Origin of the sequence: Glycomyces sp. NPDC048151 (assembly GCF_043202775.1) — a bacterium.
In the GTDB taxonomy this organism is placed as follows: Bacteria; Actinomycetota; Actinomycetes; order Mycobacteriales; family Micromonosporaceae; genus Glycomyces.
This window is the reverse complement of record NZ_JBIDBB010000001.1, coordinates 46,823-62,419: the sequence shown is the minus strand read 5'-3', so window position 1 is coordinate 62,419 and position 15,597 is coordinate 46,823. Positions and strand designations below refer to the sequence as shown.

The window sequence follows — 15,597 nt, the reverse complement described above, 5'->3', positions numbered from 1 at the left end:
ACGTGCGGGTGAATCCAACCTCAGTCGGCCGGTATGCGGTGAGTTTCACCTCTTCAACGAGGGGTCCGGCCCACACCCGCCGTTGTTGGACGGTGGCGACTTCCCGCAGGTCCGATAGACTGTGACTGGCGGTTCCGCCAGATGGCGAAGCTTGCACGCCATCGGTGTATTCCAGGTGGCGCAGCTGGCAAGCCATCGAATCAGCCCAGCAAACTGAGGAGTTGCAGTGGCCCGAGGTGACGGTCGACTCACCACGGAACTCGATCCCGACAGTCCCGGCCCCCGCGACGCCTGCGGCGTCGTCGGCATCTGGGCCCCCGGGGAAGAGGTCTCGAAACTCACTTACTTCGGGCTCTACGCGCTGCAGCACCGCGGCCAGGAAGCCGCGGGCATCGCCGTCTCGGACGGCGCGCGCACCGTCGTCTACAAGGACCTCGGCCTCGTCGCGCAGGTCTTCGACGAGTCCACCCTCGCGCCCCTCCAGGGCCACCTGGCCATCGGCCACGCCCGCTACTCCACCACCGGCGCCCCCACCTGGGAGAACTCCCAGCCGACCATCCGGTCGACCTCCACGGGCACCGCGATCGCCCTGGCGCACAACGGCAACCTCGTGAACACCGCCGACCTCATGAAAGAGGTCGACCGCCTCGGCATCGACATGGGCACCACCACCTCGGACACGCACCTCATCACCGCGCTCCTCGCGGCGCACCCGGACGAGTCCGTCGCCGCGGCCGCCGAGCGCGTGCTCCCGCAGCTGCGCGGCGCGTTCTGCCTGGTCTTCATGGACGAGAACACGCTGTACGCCGCCCGCGACCCGCAGGGCGTGCACCCGCTCGTCCTCGGCCGCCTCGCCTCCGGCTGGGCCGTCGCCTCCGAGACCGCCGCGCTCGACACCATCGGCGCCCACTTCGTGCGCGAGGTCGAGCCCGGCGAGCTGCTCACCATCGACGAGCACGGCCTGCGCTCGACCCGGTTCGCCAACCCCGAGCCCAAAGGCTGCCTGTTCGAGTACGTCTACCTCGCCCGCCCCGACACGAAGCTGGCCGGACGCAACGTCTACGCCACCCGCGTCGAGGTCGGCCGCACGCTCGCCCGCGAGTACCCGGTCGAAGCGGACCTGGTCATCGGCGTCCCCGAGTCGGGCATCCCGGCCGCCATCGGCTTCGCCGAGGAGTCCGGGATCCCCTACGGCCAGGGGTTCACGAAGAACCAGTACGTGGGCCGCACCTTCATCCAGCCTTCGCAGTCGCTGCGGCAGCTGGGCATCCGCCTGAAGCTCAACCCGCTCGTCGACCAGATCAAGGGCAAGCGCCTGGTCATCGTCGACGACACGATCGTGCGCGGCAACACCCAGAGGGCCCTCGTCCGGATGCTCCGCGAAGCGGGCGCGGTCGAGGTCCACATCCGCATCTCCGCGCCGCCGGTGAAGTGGCCGTGCTTCTACGGCATCGACTTCGCCACCCGCGCCGAGCTCATCGCCGGATCGCTCGACACCGACGGCATCCGCGCCCAGATCGGCGCGGACTCCCTCGGCTACGTCTCGATGGACGGCCTGGTCCGCGCCACCGAGCAGCCCGCGTCCCGGCTCTGCATGGCCTGCTTCGACGGCCACTACCCCATCGAACTGCCCGCTTCCGACCTCATCGGCAAGCACCTCATGGAAACGCCGCAGGCAGCGAAGCCCGGCGTCCAGCGATCGACCGAAGCGAGCACGCAAGTGCGGGAAGGGACCACAGCGTGAGCAGCGGCACCACCACTCCGAGGACCATCTCCTACCAGTCCGCGGGCGTCGACATCGACGCCGGCGACAGGGCGGTCGACGCCCTGAAGCCCCTGATCAAGAAGACCGTCCGGCCCGAGGTGGTCGGTGGGATCGGCGGGTTCGCCGGGCTGTTCGCGCTCGACACCGAGAAGTACAAGAAGCCGCTGCTGGCCTCCTCCACCGACGGCGTGGGCACCAAGCTCGTGATCGCCCAGAAGATGGACATCCACGACACGGTCGGCATCGACCTCGTCGCGATGGTCGTCGACGACCTCGTCGTCTGCGGCGCGGAGCCGCTGTTCCTCCTCGACTACATCGCCACCGGCCAGGTCGTGCCCGAGAAGATCGCCGACATCGGCGCGGGCATCGCCGACGGCTGCCGCTACGCGGGCTGCGCCCTCATCGGCGGCGAGATCGCCGAGCACCCGGGCGTCATGAAGCCCGACGACTACGACATCTCCGCCACCGGCGTGGGCGTCGTCGAAGCCGACCAGCTGCTCGGCCCCGAGCGCGTGAAGCCCGGCGACGTCGCGATCGCCATGCGCGCTTCCGGCGTCCACTCCAACGGCTTCTCGCTCGTCCGCGAGGCGCTGTTCAGCGTCGGCAAGATGGAACTCGACACGGTCGTGCCCGAGTTCGGCAACCAGCGGACCCTCGGCGAGGAGCTGCTGACCCCGACCCACATCTACGCGAAGGACTGCCTCGAGCTCGCCAAGGAGTGCGACGTGCACGCCTTCGCGCACATCACCGGCGGCGGGCTCGCGGGCAACCTCATCCGCTCCGTCCCCGAGGGCCTCCAGATCGACGTGGACCGCCGCACCTGGGCCCCGAACCCCGTGTTCGACGTCGTCCAGCGCATCGGCGGCATCGGCGCCGAGGAGATGGAGCGCACCTTCAACATGGGCGTCGGCATGGTCGCCATCGTCGCCCCCGACCAGGTGGACCGCTCGCTGGCGGTGCTCACCGCCCGCCACGTCGAGGCCTGGACCATCGGCGAGGTGACCGAAGGCGACGGCGGCGTCACACTGTCGGGCGACTATCTGACGGCTGGCTAGGGATCTCCGGGTCCCCTTCGAACTCCGCCTCTTCACGACGTGGATCGTCCTCCGCCGCTTCGGCGGCTTCGAGCGCGTCCCGGTGCTGTTTCGCCTTCGTACTGAGCCACAGCCAGATCAGGCCGAGCGTGGGCAGCACCGCGGCGGAGATGAGCGCCGGGACCAGGTGCAGGGTCGGCGTGAGCATGACGCCGAGGATGAGCAGCACCGAGATCAGGATCGTGCGGCGCGTCGCGGGGTCGAAGACGCTCAGCGGGCCGAGCGGGATGGTGTGCCACGGCACGCGCTTGGCGCTGCGGATGATGATGAGGCCCAGCAGGAACCCGGCGGGCTCGTCGGAGAACCAGTGCTGGCCCAGGAAGACCTGCGAGCTGAACACGATCGCGGGCGGGGCGAGCAGCAGCGTCCAGCGCGCCCACGCGGGGATGACGTGGCCGATCAGCATCACGATGAGGCCGAACAGCAGGATCGAGTTCACCGCGTGCCCGGAGGGGAACGCGGTGGCGTCGGTGATGTTCGGGCCGCCGCCCTCGGGGTGGTAGGTGAACAGGAGGGGCCCGTCCGGGGAGACCTGCTGCAGCGCGTGCGGGTGTTGCGAGAGCGGGCGGCCCAGCAGGTGCTTCATGCCGAGGATGCTCGCCAGGGTGATGAACGAGATGACGTACATCAGCAGCGGCCTGATCGACCGCGACCGCAGTGCGCACCAGATGGCGATCAGGAGCGTCACCGTAGCGACCGTGCGGGCTTGGCCGAACTCGGCACCGACCTTCGCGAGGTTGCGCAGCCACTCCACGTCGTTCGCCTTGGCGGCCCACATCCGGATGTCCCAGTCGAGCTGCACGAGCCACGACGGGTAGCTCACGAAGAACGCGAGCGCGAGGAACCCCAGGAACATGAAGAGGTCGGGCCACCAGCTCTTCGGGCGCTTGCCCCACGGCTCCCAGTCGAACCAGCCCACGGGGATGTAGCGGCGCAGCGGTGTGATGACTTGTCCGACGAAGGCGTCGTCACGGACGGTCACACCTCGGTCCGTGATCCCCGCGCTCCTGCGAGCTGTCGCAGGCCGGTTCGATTCAGAAGGCATAGATGGATGTTCGCCTGCGAAAGTGAATTTTGATGCCGCCACACCCGAACTGGACCGAATTTGTTATCAGGTCGGTATATATGGTGTGGTTTGGGACGCAGCCTGATTGAGCTGCACCGATACTCCGCGATACCGGTCACGTTCCATCGAGACGGCGTCGTGACCGGCATCGCCTGCGGCTCAAGCGAGAACCGGTCGCGTGTCGGAGGCGCCGATCACAGGGTAATCGGTGTAGCCTTCCGCCCCTCCGCCGTAGAGCGGCAGGTCCGTGCGCAGTGGAGTGAGCGGTGCGCCCAGGCGCAGCCGCTCGGGAAGGTCGGGGTTGGCGATGAACGGACGGCCGATCGCGACCAGGTCCGCGCCCGCGTCGAGGATTCGGGCCGCCGCGGCCAGGCTGGCCTCGGATGAGAACGGATCCGATTCGGGCGCATCGGGATTCGACGGGTTCGCGATGAGCGTGCCGGACCAGCGCCGCCGCAGCTCCTTGAACAGCGGTGTAGGGGAGGCGTAGGCGAGGTGGAGGTAGGCGAGGCCGAACGGGGCGAGCGCGTCCAGCAGCGCCGGGAACAGCTCGTCGGCGTCGTCCATGGCGATCCCGTTGTGGGGGTTGCCGGGAGAGATGCGAAGGCCGGTGCGTTCGGGGCCGATCTCGGCGGCCACGGCTTCGACGACCTCGACGACGAACCTGATGCGGTTCGCGATGGAGCCGCCGTAAGCGTCGGTGCGGTGGTTGGTGCTGGTGGCGAGGAACTGGTTGAGCAGGTAGCCGTTGGCGGCGTGGACCTCGACGCCGTCGGCTCCGGCGCGGATCGCGTTGCGCGCGGCCGCGATGAAGTCGTCCTTCGTGGCCTGGATGTCGGCGATGGTCATCTCGCGGGCGACGACGGGTTCGCCGTGGCCGCTCGGGACGTGGATGTAGCCGGGCAGCGCGGTCGCGGAGGGCGCCAAGGGGATCAGGCCGCTGGTCTCGGGGTGGCCGATGCGTCCCCCGTGCTCGATCTGGAGGAAGACGCGCCCGCCCGCGGCGTGGACCGCGTCGGTCACCAGCCGCCATCCGTCCACTTGGGATTCGGTGAAGATGCCGGGGATGTCGGGGTAGGTGTAGCCGACCTGGTTGGGGGAGCTGGCCTCGGCGACGATGAGGCCCGCGGAGGCGCGCTGGGCGTAGTACTCGGCCATGAGCGGCGTGGGGACGCCGCCCGCGGCCGCGCGGTTGCGGCTCATCGGGGGCATGACCAGGCGGTTCGGCAGCTCGTGTGCGCCGAGGCGGGCGGGCTGGAGGAGTCGTGCGGCGGTGGCGGCGGCCTCGCTGGAGGCGGATTCGTTCGTCATGGCGGTACCGTAGAACCTGACACCAATGTCAGGTTCAAGGGATTGTGAGGCACGCCATGCGCATCGGTGAACTCGCCCGTCGGACGGGCGTGAGCGTCAGGTCGCTGCGGTACTACGAGGAGCAGGGACTGCTCGCGTCCGAGCGTACTGCGGGTGGCCACCGCGAGTACGCCGAGCGCGCGGTCGACCGGGTGATCCGGATCCAGGTGCTCTACGCGGCCGGGCTGAGCAGCCGCGTCATCGACGGGATCCTGCCTTGCATCCACGACGCCGACGGCGGCCCGAACGAGTCCACCACCGAGACCCTCGCTGCCGAGCTGCGCACCGAACGCGAACGCATCGACCGCAAGATCGAGGACCTCCTGCGCAGCCGCGACATCCTCGACGAGGTCATCGCCACAGCGGCCCTTCCGGCTTAAGCCAAGGGGCCCTTGAGGACTGCGAGGGCGGCGTCGCGGTCGCCGGTCCAGTGGAAGACGTTGTCGGCCGGAGTCCGCCTGCCGCGCAACAGGAGCAGGAGGTCGCCTGCGGTGCCCTCGATGTCCGCCACCGGCTCGCCGGGGCCGAAGACCCACCAGTCGCCCGTGTCCGTCGCCTCCAAGCGGATGCACACGTCCGGCGGCCAGGCCTTGCCGCGCCCGATCTGCCTGGGCGCCAGCACGTCGAAGACCTCCGAGATGCCCTCGCACGCCAGCTCCGGATCGAGCGGGGCCGTCTTCCCGGTGCCCGGCTCGCCGCTGCCGCCCGCCCCGATGGCACGCTCGGCGTCCCACCGGTGCAGCATCATCGACACCGCGCGCGAGCGCTGCCAGTACCCCGCCGTCGGCGGCGTGTAGTAGCCCCATGCGGGCGCTTCGGGATCGATGTCGAGCGCCATGAGCAGCACCTCGCCGGTGCCGTCGACCCAGCGGGTCAGCTCGTACCGGTCCTCGGGCACCTTCGGCGGGGTCCCGTCGGGCGGCTCGGGCCGCCCGTCCCAGTCGGTGACGGCCGCGGCGGCGAACAGGTTCGCGGTGCCCACGTGCGCGGCGAGTTCGGCGAGGGTCCGGTCCTCGTCTCCGTGCTCGATCGGCGCGTCCAGGTCACCGCCGGCCAGGCAGGCGCCGAACGCGTCGAGCTCGCGCCGGAAATGGCGGAGAAACGACGCAGCATCCATACCTCCCAGACTATCCACGAGTGTGACCCGGCGCTCCCTCCAGGTCCCTCGGCTTCGGCCCGACTGCCACCTCCTTTCGGCGCACGGCGTTCACGACCTTCGATGTAATCGGTCAGATTGCTTGGGCCGGAACGGGAACGACGGCTCCGGTGCCGGTGAGTGCGGCCGAGTCGAGGTACCGCACCTCGTAGACGCGCTCGGTGAACTTCCACCCGTTCTCGGTGCGCGCGTACCGATCGTGGTAGATCGCGATGTTCTGGTGCCCGCTGCCGTCGTTCAGCTCCAGCAGCTCCTGGATGTAGGCGCGGCCGTGCGCGGTGTCCCCCTCCAGCACGATCACGCCCGGGTGCGAGGTCTGGATGAAGTACCGCCACTTCGTGGGCGCGAGCCGCCCCCACGCGAGCATCTGCTCGCGCCCTTCGAGCTCGACGGGGATGTTCGGCATCCGGAGCGCGCCGTCCTCGGTGAACAGCGAGGCGAGCCGGTCGTAGTCGCGCATCATGGTGCAGTCGGCGAACTCGGCGCGCAGCGCCTCGATCGCGACGCGGTCCGCGACGGCCTGCATGTCAGTCATCTCAGGGGTCCTTCCGATCAGGTTCACCCCTATGACGGGACAGCCCCCCGAAATGTGACATCCCCGGACTGTCGGACCCGTCACGCACAATTTCCCCATGACCGAGACTCCCGCCGCGGACCCGACCATGGAGGCCATCGGGCAGGCCGTCATGCGCGGCCAGAACGGCGACACCGCAAGCGCCCGAGCCGAACTGCTCGACCTCTGGGCCCGCATCGGCGTCACCGGCGACCCGCTCCACCGCTGCACCCTCGCCCACTCCCTGGCCGACCTCTACGACGACGCCGCCGAGGCCCTCGCCTGGGACGTGCGCGCCCTCGACGCCGCCGACGCCGCCACCGACGAGCGCGTGCAGGCCCACCACGCGGGACTCCAGCTCGCAGGCTTCTACCCGTCGCTCCACCTCAACCTCGCGGACGACTACCGCCGACTCGGCTCCTTCGCAGCGGCGCAAGCGCATATCGACGCCGCCGAGCAGGCCGCCCCGGCGCTTCCCGAAGGCCCCTACGGCGACCTGATCCGCGGTGCCGTCAAGGAAGTCGCGGCGGCCGTTGCCGAGAAGGACACCGCCCCAAGGGTTTCCGCCCCGGGGAGCGGCTGACCTCCGCTACTTGAGGTCGGCGGCCGAGGGGACGACCACGCCGTACGCGTCGGCGATCGTCGCCAGCGCGCTGCGGTGCAGCTGCTCGGCGCTCACCTCGGCGACGGCGCTCGCGAGCGGGCGGGTCGCGCAGACGACATGCAAATTGTGGCGGCCCTCATGTCACCCGTACGGGTAGCGGGAGTTGGTCCCTGTCATACAAAGCATCTATCTTCGTATGTGTGGGCAAACAGGTCGTGCAGGTGAAATTGCTGCCGACGCCGGAGCAGGCGGCGGCGCTGGCCGCGACGCTGCGCGCGGTCAACGAGGCCGCGAACTGGACCTCCGCGACTGCCTTTGCGCACGGGGTGCCGCGCGAGTACGCGCTGCGCCAGCACACCTACACCGAACTGCGCGATTCGGGGGTTCGGCTCGCAGATCGCGCAGCTGGTCATCAAGAAAGCCAGTCACGCCTACGCGACTATCGCGGCGCTCATCAAAGCCGTTCGGCTGCATGGCAAACGCGCTGCGAAGGCGACATCGAAGCCGGTGATCTTCCGGGCCGATGCGGCGCAGGCGTTCGACGACCGGTGCCTGTCCTGGGACCACGGTGCGCGGACGGTGTCGATCTGGACCGTGGCCGGGCGGATGCGCGGCATCGCCTTCACCGGACAGCCCGACCAGTTGCAGGTGTTGAAGGAGCACCGACATGGCGAATCGGATCTGGTCCGCCGCGATGGCACCTGGTACTTGTGCGCCACGGTCGACATCGCCGACGCCGAGGCGAACACCGACCCGATCGACTTCATCGGCGTCGACATGGGCATCGTCAACATCGCGACCACCTCCGACGGCGACAACCACTGCGGTGCCGGGTTGCGGCGTTACCGCAAGCGGATGGCGAAGGTCCGCGCCGAACTCCAGGCGAAGGCCACGAAGTCGGCGAAGAAGAAACTCAAGGCCCGTTCGCGTCGTGAGGCGCGGGCGGTCAAAGACACGAACCATCGGATCGCGAAGCAGCTCGTAGCGTCGGCTGAACGCACCGGGAGGGGTATCAGCATCGAAGACCTTGCCGGTATCCGCGACCGGGTACGGCTCCCAGCCGCCCAGCGAGGCGAGCTCAACTCGTGGTCCTTCCACCAACTCCAGACCTTCATCGCCTACAAGGCGAAACGGGCCGGAGTCCCTGTGGTCGTGATCGACCCACGGAACACCTCTAGGACCTGCCCGCGGTGCGGGCATGTCGCGAAGGCCAACCGGCCGAACCAAGCCTCTTTCGCCTGTCGGCGGTGCGGTCTCGCTGGACCCGCCGACCAGGTAGCCGCGATCAACATCCGCGACCGCGCACGAACTACATGGGCTTTCGTCAATACGCCTAATGTCGCCGACACGCCGCAGCCAGCGACGGACACGAGCGACAAGCCAGCGGCTATGGCCGATGGCAGTTGACCGTGTCGCTGGGCCCGGTGTCGACGACGCGGCGCGTGGAGGTGCTGCGGCACTTCATCACACGGCATCTGGCCGAGCCGCTGACGGTCCCGCAGCTGGCGGCCGAGGCGCACGTGAGCGAGCGGCAGGTGACGCGGATCTTCAAGGCGGAGTTGGGGATGACGCCGCGGGCGTACATCGAGTCGGCGCGGGTGGAGGCGGCCCGCAACAGGCTGGAGACCACGGACGACACGCTGGAGCGGGTGGCGGCGGCGTGCGGGTTCGGCACGACGGACACGCTGGTGCGGGCGTTCCGGCGGATCCTGGACACGACGCCGACGGGCTACCGGAACCGGTTCCGGATCGCGGTGTGAGCGCCGGACCGGCGGAAGGGTCGCAGCCCGTCCGCCGGTCGCGGTGCAAGCGGGTCGCGGCGGGGGAGGCCGCCGCGACCCGGGTCAGGTGGTCGTCAGCAGGCGCTGACGACGCGGATGCTCTCGATCCAGTCGTTGCGGTCCGGCTCGAGGTCGCTCAGGTTGCGGATGTCCACACCCGGGCCGAGGCAGAAGTAGGCGCCGGTGGCGCCGTCGTTCGCGTAGAGGCGGAGGATCTTGTTCGACTCGTTGGAGATCGAGGAGATCTCGTTGTCGCCGTTCCACCAGTCGATCTCGTAGGTGGAGCCGACGGCGCCGACGCGCCAGTTGACCCACTTGTCGCCGCTGTAGCCGGAGTTCTCCCAGCCGCAGACGTAACCCGAGGCGCAGCCGCCGGCCAGGATCTCGGCGTCGGTCTCCGTCTCGGCCTGCGCCGAACCGGCGGTCAGGGTGAGGCCCGCGACCACCGCGACGCCGGCCATGGCGGCGCCGGCCTTGACGCGTCGCTTCATCGATTCGATCTTGCCCATGGTGAGCACCTTTCGCCGTGCGGCGCGGATTCGCGCCGCTTCTCGCATGTTTGGCACGGTTGCACCTGGTTTGGTGCGGTCCGTGCATACAGGAGACGCGTGCGGGTGCTGTGTTGGATGCCCTCCGTGAATCTCCTCCCTTTCCGGGAGTCCGGGCAACCGATTGCGGCGCAAGTGGTTTCGCATTACCCTTGCGCCGCAATGAAACTGGAGGGATTCCTTACAACTTAGCGGACGATGCGCAGGCCCCCGACGCCGCCGTCGACGGCGAGGCTGGTGCCGGTGAGCGATTTGTTCTGGGGGTCGGCGAGGTAGACGATCGCGGCCGCGACCTCCTCGGGGCCGACGAGGCGGCCGGTCGGCTGGCGGGCCTCCAGGCGTGCGCGCTCGGCGGCCGGGTCGTCGGCCTGCTCGAGGAGCCGCTGCACCCACGGCGTGTCGGCCGTGCCGGGGCTGACGCAGTTGACGCGGATGCCCTCGCCGACATGGTCGGCGGCCATCGCGAGGGTGAGCGAGTGGACCGCGCCTTTCGACGCCGAGTACAGGGCGCGGTTGACCAGGCCCGTGAGGGCCGCGATCGAGGTGGTGTTGACGATCGCGGGGGCGGCGGACTCGCGCAGGTGCGGCAGGCACGCGCGCGAGAGGCGGACCATGCCGAGGAGGTTGACGTCGAGGACGCGGAACCACTGCTTGTCGGAGTTGTCCTCCACGGTGCCGACCGCGCCGATCCCGGCGTTGTTCACGACGATGTCGATCCCGCCGAACTCCTCCTTGACGGCGGCGACGGCCAGGCGCACCTGGTTGTCGTCGGCGACGTCGCACTTGTGCGACCAGTGCGCCGGGTTCGCGTTGAGGTCGAGGACGGCGGCGCGCGCGCCGCGCGCGGCGAACGCGTCCGCCGCGGCCGCGCCGATGCCGGAGGCGCCGCCGGAGACGACGACGGTGAGGCCTTCGAAGCCTTGCATCAGTTGCTTCTCCATTCAGGACCGTGCGGGTAGGAGAACCGGACCAGGCTGTCGCGCCGCATCTCCGCGGAGAAGCCCGGCGCGGTCGGGGCCCGGTAGCGGCCGTTCTCGATGACCGTCGGATCGACGAAGTGCTCGTGGAGGTGGTCGACGTACTCGATCACCCTGTCCTCCATGGTCGCACTCACCGAGGTGTAGTCGAACATGGACAGGTGGCAGACGAGTTCGCACAGGCCCACGCCGCCCGCGTGCGGGCAGACGGGGACGCCGAACTTCTTCGCCAGCAGGAGGATCGCGAGGTTCTCGTTGACGCCCGCGACGCGCGCGGCGTCGAGCTGAAGGAAGTCGATCGCCCCGGCCTGGAGCAGCTGCTTGAACACGATCCGGTTCTGGACGTGCTCGCCCGTGGCGACCTTGATCGGGGCCAGGCGTTCGCGGATCGCGGCGTGCCCGAGCACGTCGTCGGGGCTCGTGGGCTCCTCGATCCACCACGGGTCGAACTCGGCGAGGGCCTTCACCCAGTCGACGGCCTGGTCGACGTCCCAGCGCTGGTTCGCGTCGACCGCGATCCGGATCCCGGGGCCGACGGCCGCGCGGGCGGCGGCGAAGCGGCGGCGGTCGTCCTCGAGGTCGGCCCCGACCTTGAGCTTGATCTGCGTGTACCCCTCGGCGACGGCCTCGCGGGCGAGGCGCACGACCTTCGCGTCGTCGTAGCCGAGCCAGCCCGGGGAGGTCGTGTACGCCGGGTAGCCGTCGCGTTCGATCGCCGCGATCCGGTCGGCCTTCCCGTCCTCGCCTTCGCGCAGGATCGCAAGGGCCTCTTCGGGGGTGAGCGCGTCGGAGAGGTACCGCCAGTCGATGCAGGCGACGACCTCCTCGGGGGCGAGCCCGGTGAGGTACTTCCACAGCGGCAGCCCGGCGCGGCGTGCGGCGAGGTCCCACGCGGCGTTCACGAGCGCGGCCGCCGCGAGGTGCATGACGCCCTTCTCCGGGCCGAGCCAGCGGATCTGCGAGTCGTGCGTGAGCCGCCTGTACAGCTCGCCGAGCGCGGCCGGGCCGTCCACATCGAACCCGATCACGTACTCGCTGAGCGTCTCGATGGCGGCGCAGCAGATGTCGTTGCCCCTGCCGATCGTGAACGTGAACCCGTGGCCCTCATGGCCGTCGTCGGCGTGGAGGACGACGTACGCGGCCGAGTAGTCCGGGTCGGGGTTCATCGCGTCGGAGCCGTCGAGGCTGCGCGAGGTCGGGAAGCGGACGTCGAGCACGTCCACCGCGGTGACGGTCATTTCGCGTCGACCACGGGGTTCGCGGTGGCGCCCAATCCGTCGATGCCGACCTCGCTGACGTCCCCGGCGCGCAGGTACGGGAAGCGGCCGGAGAGCGCGACGCCCTCGGGGGTGCCGGTGAGCAGCAGGTCGCCCGGGTCGAACGCCATGAACTGCGACATGTGGAACACGATGTGCGCCAAGGAGAAGATCATGTCGGCGGTGCTGGAGTCCTGGCGGGCCTCGCCGTTGACCTTCGACCACAGGCGCAGGGCCTGCGGGTCGGCGACCTCGTCGAGCGTCGTCAGGTACGGGCCCATCGGCGTGAACGTGGGGCAGGCCTTGCCCTTCGAGAACTGGCCGCCCGAGCGCTCGATCTGGAAGTCGCGCTCGGAGACGTCGTTGACGACGACGAGCCCGGCGAGGCAGTCGAGCGCCTCGGCCTCCGACTCGAGGTAGGACGCGGGCTTGGCGAAGACCGCGCCGAGCTCGACCTCCCAGTCGGTCTTCACCGACCCGCGCGGGACCTGCAGTTCGTCGTTCGGGCCGACGACCGTGTTGGGGTGCTTGTAGAACACGACGGGCTCGGCCGGGGGCGTCGCGCCCGACTCGGCGCAGTGCGCGGCGTAGTTCATACCGATGCACACGACCGCGCCCGGCCTGGCGATCGGCGCGCCGACGCGGCGGCCCGCGATGTCGATCTCGGGCAGGCCCTCGACGCTCGCGAGGCCTTGCGCGAGGAACGCGCCGTCGATGTCGCCGGTCACGCCGGAGAGGTCGTAGTACTTCCCGTCGGAGAGGGCGACGGGGGTCTCGGATCCGGGTTCGCCGATGCGCAGGTACTTCATGACTCTCCTAGCTGGTAGGTCCGGGCGGCTGTGCCGCCGAAGACGTCGGGATCGGTGCGCCCCAGGACTTCGGTGAGGGCGTCCTTGACACGGGTGTAGGTGGCGGCCAGTTCGCAGACGGGCCAGTCGGAGCCGAACATGAGCCGGTCCGGTCCGAACAGTTCGAGGGCGGTCTGGACGAACGGCCGCAGGTCGTTCGGAGTCCAGCGCTTGTGGTCGGCTTCGGTGACGAGCCCGGAGAGCTTCGCGGTCACGTTGGGCCGCTTCGCGAGCGGGGCGACGAGTTCGCGCCAGGCCTTGAGCCCGGCGTCGCCGTCGCGCACCTGCGGCTTGCCGAGGTGGTCGAGCACGAACCGCAGGTCGGGCACGGCCGCGGCGGCCTCGGCGGCGGCCGGGAGCTGGTCGACCCGCACGATGAGGTCGAACGTCGGCACCGTCCCGGCCACGGTCTTCAGCGCCGCGATCACCTCCGGCCGGGCCAGGAAGCCCGGGTCGGGGCGGTTCTGGACCTGGTCGCGCAGGCCCACGAGGAAGCGGGCGCGCGGATGGTTCTCGTAGCGCGCCAGCGTGTGCTGGAGGTGCGGGTCGAGGAGGTCGATGAAGCCGACGACCCCGGCGATCTCCTCCACGGCCCCGGCGAGGTGCAGGAACTCGACGGTCTCCGAGGGGTGGCCCCAGTCGGCCTCGACGAGGACGGTGCGGTCGACCCCGGCGGCCCGCAGGTTGGCGCGCAGGTCGGCGACGCCGTAGTCGCGGCGGATCGGCTCCAGCTCGGGACTGCTCGCGAGCCAGGGGTAGTCGGCGGTCCACAGGTGGTGGTGCGCGTCGATAACGAGGGTCATGACGGTACGGGTGCCTCCTCGGCCAGCAGCCCGGCCCGCTTGAGGTCGTGCCACAGCGCGCCGGGGATCGGATGGGCGTACATGGCGAGGGCGTCGTCGACCTCGGCTGGGGTGCGCGCGCCGACGAGGACCGACGCGACGGCGGGGTGGGCGGCGGGGAACTGCAGTGCGGCGGCCCGCAGCGGCGTGCCGTGCCGCTCGCAGACCGCGCTGATGGCCTGGGCGCGTTCGAGGAGCCCGCGGTCGGCCTCCGCGTAGTTGAAGTGCGCGCCGGGCTTCGGGTCCGCGAGGATCCCGGAGTTGAACACGCCCGCGGCGATCACCGACACGCCGCGCTCGACGCAGAGCGGGTAGAGCCGGTCCAGGGCCGACTGGTCGAGCAGCGTGTACCGCCCGGCGATGAGCGCCACGTCGAACTCGGCCCGCGAGAGCAGGTCGGCGGCGGCCCCGGTCGAGTTCATGCCGACCCCGACCGCGCCGATGCGGCCCGCGGCCTTGAGCTCCGTCAGGGCCCGGTGGGTCCCGGCGAGGGCCTCGTCCCGGTGGTCGTCGGCGTCGTGGATGAGGCCGATCTCGACCCGGTCGGTGCCCAGGCGTTCGAGGCTGCCCTGGTAGGCCTCGTGCGCGCCCCGGTAGGAGAAGTCGAAGACGGCGGCCTTCCCGTTCGGCTCGCCCCAGATGTCCCACGGGCCCTCGTGGTCGACGAGGACGCGGCCCATCTTGGTGGACAAGGCGAACGCCTCGCGCGGACGCCCGGCGAGAGCGCTCCCGAGGCGTTCTTCCGAGAGCCCGGCGCCGTAGTGCGGGGCGGTGTCGAAGTGCCTGACGCCGCCGTTCCACGCCGCGTCCACGGTGGCGGCGGCGACGAGCGGGTCGACGGGCGCGAACAGCCCGGCGAGCGGCGCGCAGCCGAGGCCGACTGCCGTGACGGTCACGTCGGTGCCGCCGAGCGTGCGGGTGGGGAGCGCTTGCCGGTCGTCCACGGGGCCTCCAATGGGAGCGAAAGGGGCGTCGCGGCGGTCCGTACCGAGCTCGGCCGCCCCGTCGCGACATTATCCTATAGGATCGAGCGCATGACGGCTACATCAGCGACCCCGGAGAAGCGCACGCTCGCGGACGACGCGTACACGGAGCTCAAGTCCCGGGTCATGCGCTCCGAGCTGGTCCCCGGCGCGAAGCTGAGCATCGACGGGCTCGCCAAGCAGCTCGGCTTCTCGCAGACGCCGATCCGGGAGGCCTTGGCGCGCTTGGAGTCCGAGGGCCTGCTGGCGCGGCGGCCCCTGAGCGGGTACACCGTCGAGCCGCTCCTCTCCGCCGCCGAGTTCGACGACCTCTTCGAGATCCGCGAGATGCTCGAACCGAGGGCCGCGCGCCGGGCCGCCGAACGCGGCCTCGCCGTCCCGACCGGCGCCGAGGCCAACGCGCTGCTCGCCGCCGCGCGCACCCCTGACGCGGGCGCGGACAAGCTCGTGTTCACCGAGGCCGACGCCCGCTTCCACGACGAGGTCGCGGCCCTCAGCGGCAGCGCCCAGCTCGCCAAGGCGATCCGCCGCCTCGACGCCCACCTGCACCTCCACCGCGCCTACATCGAGCCCGAGTCGATCGGGGAGACCGAGGTCGAGCACCTCGCCGTCGCGGACGCTATCATTGCCCAGCAACCGCTTGCCGCCGAGGAGGCCATGCGCCGCCACCTCGAACGCTCCCGCATCCGGCACCGCGCCGCCTTCGAAGCGGCCCGCACCACCGTACCGGCCCCGAAACCCAAGCGAGCCAAGGCCACCCGATGACCAGACAGC

16 protein-coding genes and 2 pseudogenes are annotated in these 15,597 nt (G+C 70.3%); 7 read left to right on the top strand and 11 right to left on the bottom strand.

The annotated features are described in order from the left end of the window. Nucleotides 1-226 precede the first annotated feature (226 nt). Entirely contained in the window at nucleotides 227-1,744 is a 1,518-nt protein-coding gene (gene purF / locus ACGGCP_RS00290) for an amidophosphoribosyltransferase (RefSeq protein ID WP_392958902.1), read from the top strand. Next, a complete protein-coding gene (purM, locus tag ACGGCP_RS00285) occupies nucleotides 1,699-2,820 on the top strand; it encodes a phosphoribosylformylglycinamidine cyclo-ligase (RefSeq protein ID WP_392960393.1) in 1,122 nt (373 codons plus the stop codon). The genes purF and purM overlap by 46 nt, the downstream gene beginning before the upstream one ends. On the opposite strand, the gene ACGGCP_RS00280 is transcribed toward purM, so the two are convergent. Beyond that, complete coding sequence (locus ACGGCP_RS00280) at nucleotides 2,786-3,841, bottom strand: phosphatase PAP2 family protein (RefSeq protein ID WP_392958899.1); 1,056 nt, start codon at nucleotides 3,839-3,841, stop codon at nucleotides 2,786-2,788. The two genes, purM and ACGGCP_RS00280, sit on opposite strands and share 35 nt — an antisense overlap. Nucleotides 3,842-4,084: 243 nt before the next feature. Further along, the gene (locus ACGGCP_RS00275; RefSeq protein WP_392958897.1) at nucleotides 4,085-5,236 is read right to left on the bottom strand and encodes an alkene reductase; all 1,152 of its coding nucleotides are present in this window, start codon (nucleotides 5,234-5,236) and stop codon (nucleotides 4,085-4,087) included. Between the two features lie 56 nt (nucleotides 5,237-5,292). Here ACGGCP_RS00275 and ACGGCP_RS00270 point away from each other — a divergent pair, with 56 nt between their 5' ends. Next, the gene (locus tag ACGGCP_RS00270; protein ID WP_392958894.1) at nucleotides 5,293-5,655 is read left to right on the top strand and encodes a MerR family transcriptional regulator; all 363 of its coding nucleotides are present in this window, start codon (nucleotides 5,293-5,295) and stop codon (nucleotides 5,653-5,655) included. Here the strand turns inward: ACGGCP_RS00270 and ACGGCP_RS00265 are convergent. Together ACGGCP_RS00265 and ACGGCP_RS00260 are read right to left on the bottom strand one after the other, a co-directional pair. Beyond that, nucleotides 5,652-6,392 (bottom strand): maleylpyruvate isomerase N-terminal domain-containing protein, encoded by a 741-nt coding sequence (locus tag ACGGCP_RS00265; protein WP_392958892.1) that lies wholly within the window; start codon nucleotides 6,390-6,392, stop codon nucleotides 5,652-5,654. The genes ACGGCP_RS00270 and ACGGCP_RS00265 overlap by 4 nt on opposite strands. A gap of 112 nt (nucleotides 6,393-6,504) precedes the next feature. Then, on the bottom strand, nucleotides 6,505-6,966 hold the full coding sequence (locus ACGGCP_RS00260) for a nuclear transport factor 2 family protein (RefSeq protein WP_392958889.1): 462 nt from the start codon (nucleotides 6,964-6,966) through the stop codon (nucleotides 6,505-6,507). A gap of 97 nt (nucleotides 6,967-7,063) precedes the next feature. On the opposite strand from ACGGCP_RS00260, the gene ACGGCP_RS00255 reads away from it, so the two are divergent. Continuing rightward, nucleotides 7,064-7,567: a hypothetical protein gene (locus ACGGCP_RS00255; protein WP_392958887.1), complete on the top strand. Its 504-nt coding sequence runs from the start codon at nucleotides 7,064-7,066 to the stop codon at nucleotides 7,565-7,567. Nucleotides 7,568-7,573: 6 nt separating this feature from the next. Here the strand turns inward: ACGGCP_RS00255 and ACGGCP_RS00250 are convergent. Next, nucleotides 7,574-7,699: pseudogene (locus ACGGCP_RS00250) on the bottom strand (cysteine hydrolase); the annotation flags it as partial. 204 nt (nucleotides 7,700-7,903) lie between these two features. Between ACGGCP_RS00250 and ACGGCP_RS00245 the strand changes: the two are divergent. Together ACGGCP_RS00245 and ACGGCP_RS00240 are read left to right on the top strand one after the other, a co-directional pair. Continuing rightward, complete coding sequence (locus ACGGCP_RS00245; RefSeq protein ID WP_392958885.1) at nucleotides 7,904-8,995, top strand: RNA-guided endonuclease InsQ/TnpB family protein; 1,092 nt, start codon at nucleotides 7,904-7,906, stop codon at nucleotides 8,993-8,995. After that, nucleotides 8,980-9,348, top strand: a pseudogene (locus ACGGCP_RS00240) (helix-turn-helix domain-containing protein); the annotation flags it as partial. The gene ACGGCP_RS00245 and the pseudogene ACGGCP_RS00240, both read left to right, overlap by 16 nt. Nucleotides 9,349-9,443: 95 nt before the next feature. Here the strand turns inward: ACGGCP_RS00240 and ACGGCP_RS00235 are convergent. From ACGGCP_RS00235 to ACGGCP_RS00210, 6 genes are all read right to left on the bottom strand, one after another. Then, nucleotides 9,444-9,878 (bottom strand): peptidase inhibitor family I36 protein, encoded by a 435-nt coding sequence (locus ACGGCP_RS00235; protein ID WP_392958882.1) that lies wholly within the window; start codon nucleotides 9,876-9,878, stop codon nucleotides 9,444-9,446. Between the two features lie 227 nt (nucleotides 9,879-10,105). Further along, nucleotides 10,106-10,843, bottom strand: coding sequence for an SDR family NAD(P)-dependent oxidoreductase (locus ACGGCP_RS00230; RefSeq protein WP_392958879.1), 738 nt, complete (start codon nucleotides 10,841-10,843; stop codon nucleotides 10,106-10,108). Continuing rightward, entirely contained in the window at nucleotides 10,843-12,132 is a 1,290-nt protein-coding gene (locus tag ACGGCP_RS00225; RefSeq protein WP_392958877.1) for an enolase C-terminal domain-like protein, read from the bottom strand. Before ACGGCP_RS00225 ends, ACGGCP_RS00230 begins: the two co-directional genes overlap by 1 nt. After that, entirely contained in the window at nucleotides 12,129-12,959 is an 831-nt protein-coding gene (locus ACGGCP_RS00220) for a fumarylacetoacetate hydrolase family protein (RefSeq protein ID WP_392958874.1), read from the bottom strand. Before ACGGCP_RS00220 ends, ACGGCP_RS00225 begins: the two co-directional genes overlap by 4 nt. Beyond that, nucleotides 12,956-13,801 (bottom strand): amidohydrolase family protein, encoded by an 846-nt coding sequence (locus ACGGCP_RS00215; RefSeq protein ID WP_392958871.1) that lies wholly within the window; start codon nucleotides 13,799-13,801, stop codon nucleotides 12,956-12,958. The genes ACGGCP_RS00220 and ACGGCP_RS00215 overlap by 4 nt, the downstream gene beginning before the upstream one ends. Then, complete coding sequence (locus ACGGCP_RS00210) at nucleotides 13,798-14,784, bottom strand: aldo/keto reductase (protein WP_392958869.1); 987 nt, start codon at nucleotides 14,782-14,784, stop codon at nucleotides 13,798-13,800. Before ACGGCP_RS00210 ends, ACGGCP_RS00215 begins: the two co-directional genes overlap by 4 nt. 90 nt (nucleotides 14,785-14,874) lie before the next feature. Here ACGGCP_RS00210 and ACGGCP_RS00205 point away from each other — a divergent pair, with 90 nt between their 5' ends. Then, nucleotides 14,875-15,588: a GntR family transcriptional regulator gene (locus ACGGCP_RS00205; RefSeq protein WP_392958866.1), complete on the top strand. Its 714-nt coding sequence runs from the start codon at nucleotides 14,875-14,877 to the stop codon at nucleotides 15,586-15,588. Nucleotides 15,589-15,597: the final 9 nt, after the last annotated feature.

What these genes read in the sequence shown, in the direction of transcription:
- ACGGCP_RS00275 (WP_392958897.1), bottom strand. Translation starts at nt 5,236, where the DNA reads ATGACGAACGAATCCGCCTCCAGCGAGGCCGCCGCCACCGCCGCACGA.
- ACGGCP_RS00270 (WP_392958894.1), top strand. Translation starts at nt 5,293, where the DNA reads ATGCGCATCGGTGAACTCGCCCGTCGGACGGGCGTGAGCGTCAGGTCG.
- ACGGCP_RS00265 (WP_392958892.1), bottom strand. Translation starts at nt 6,392, where the DNA reads ATGGATGCTGCGTCGTTTCTCCGCCATTTCCGGCGCGAGCTCGACGCG.
- ACGGCP_RS00260 (WP_392958889.1), bottom strand. Translation starts at nt 6,966, where the DNA reads ATGACTGACATGCAGGCCGTCGCGGACCGCGTCGCGATCGAGGCGCTG.
- ACGGCP_RS00255 (WP_392958887.1), top strand. Translation starts at nt 7,064, where the DNA reads ATGACCGAGACTCCCGCCGCGGACCCGACCATGGAGGCCATCGGGCAG.
- ACGGCP_RS00235 (WP_392958882.1), bottom strand. Translation starts at nt 9,878, where the DNA reads ATGGGCAAGATCGAATCGATGAAGCGACGCGTCAAGGCCGGCGCCGCC.
- ACGGCP_RS00230 (WP_392958879.1), bottom strand. Translation starts at nt 10,843, where the DNA reads ATGCAAGGCTTCGAAGGCCTCACCGTCGTCGTCTCCGGCGGCGCCTCC.
- ACGGCP_RS00225 (WP_392958877.1), bottom strand. Translation starts at nt 12,132, where the DNA reads ATGACCGTCACCGCGGTGGACGTGCTCGACGTCCGCTTCCCGACCTCG.
- ACGGCP_RS00220 (WP_392958874.1), bottom strand. Translation starts at nt 12,959, where the DNA reads ATGAAGTACCTGCGCATCGGCGAACCCGGATCCGAGACCCCCGTCGCC.
- ACGGCP_RS00215 (WP_392958871.1), bottom strand. Translation starts at nt 13,801, where the DNA reads ATGACCCTCGTTATCGACGCGCACCACCACCTGTGGACCGCCGACTAC.
- ACGGCP_RS00205 (WP_392958866.1), top strand. Translation starts at nt 14,875, where the DNA reads ATGACGGCTACATCAGCGACCCCGGAGAAGCGCACGCTCGCGGACGAC.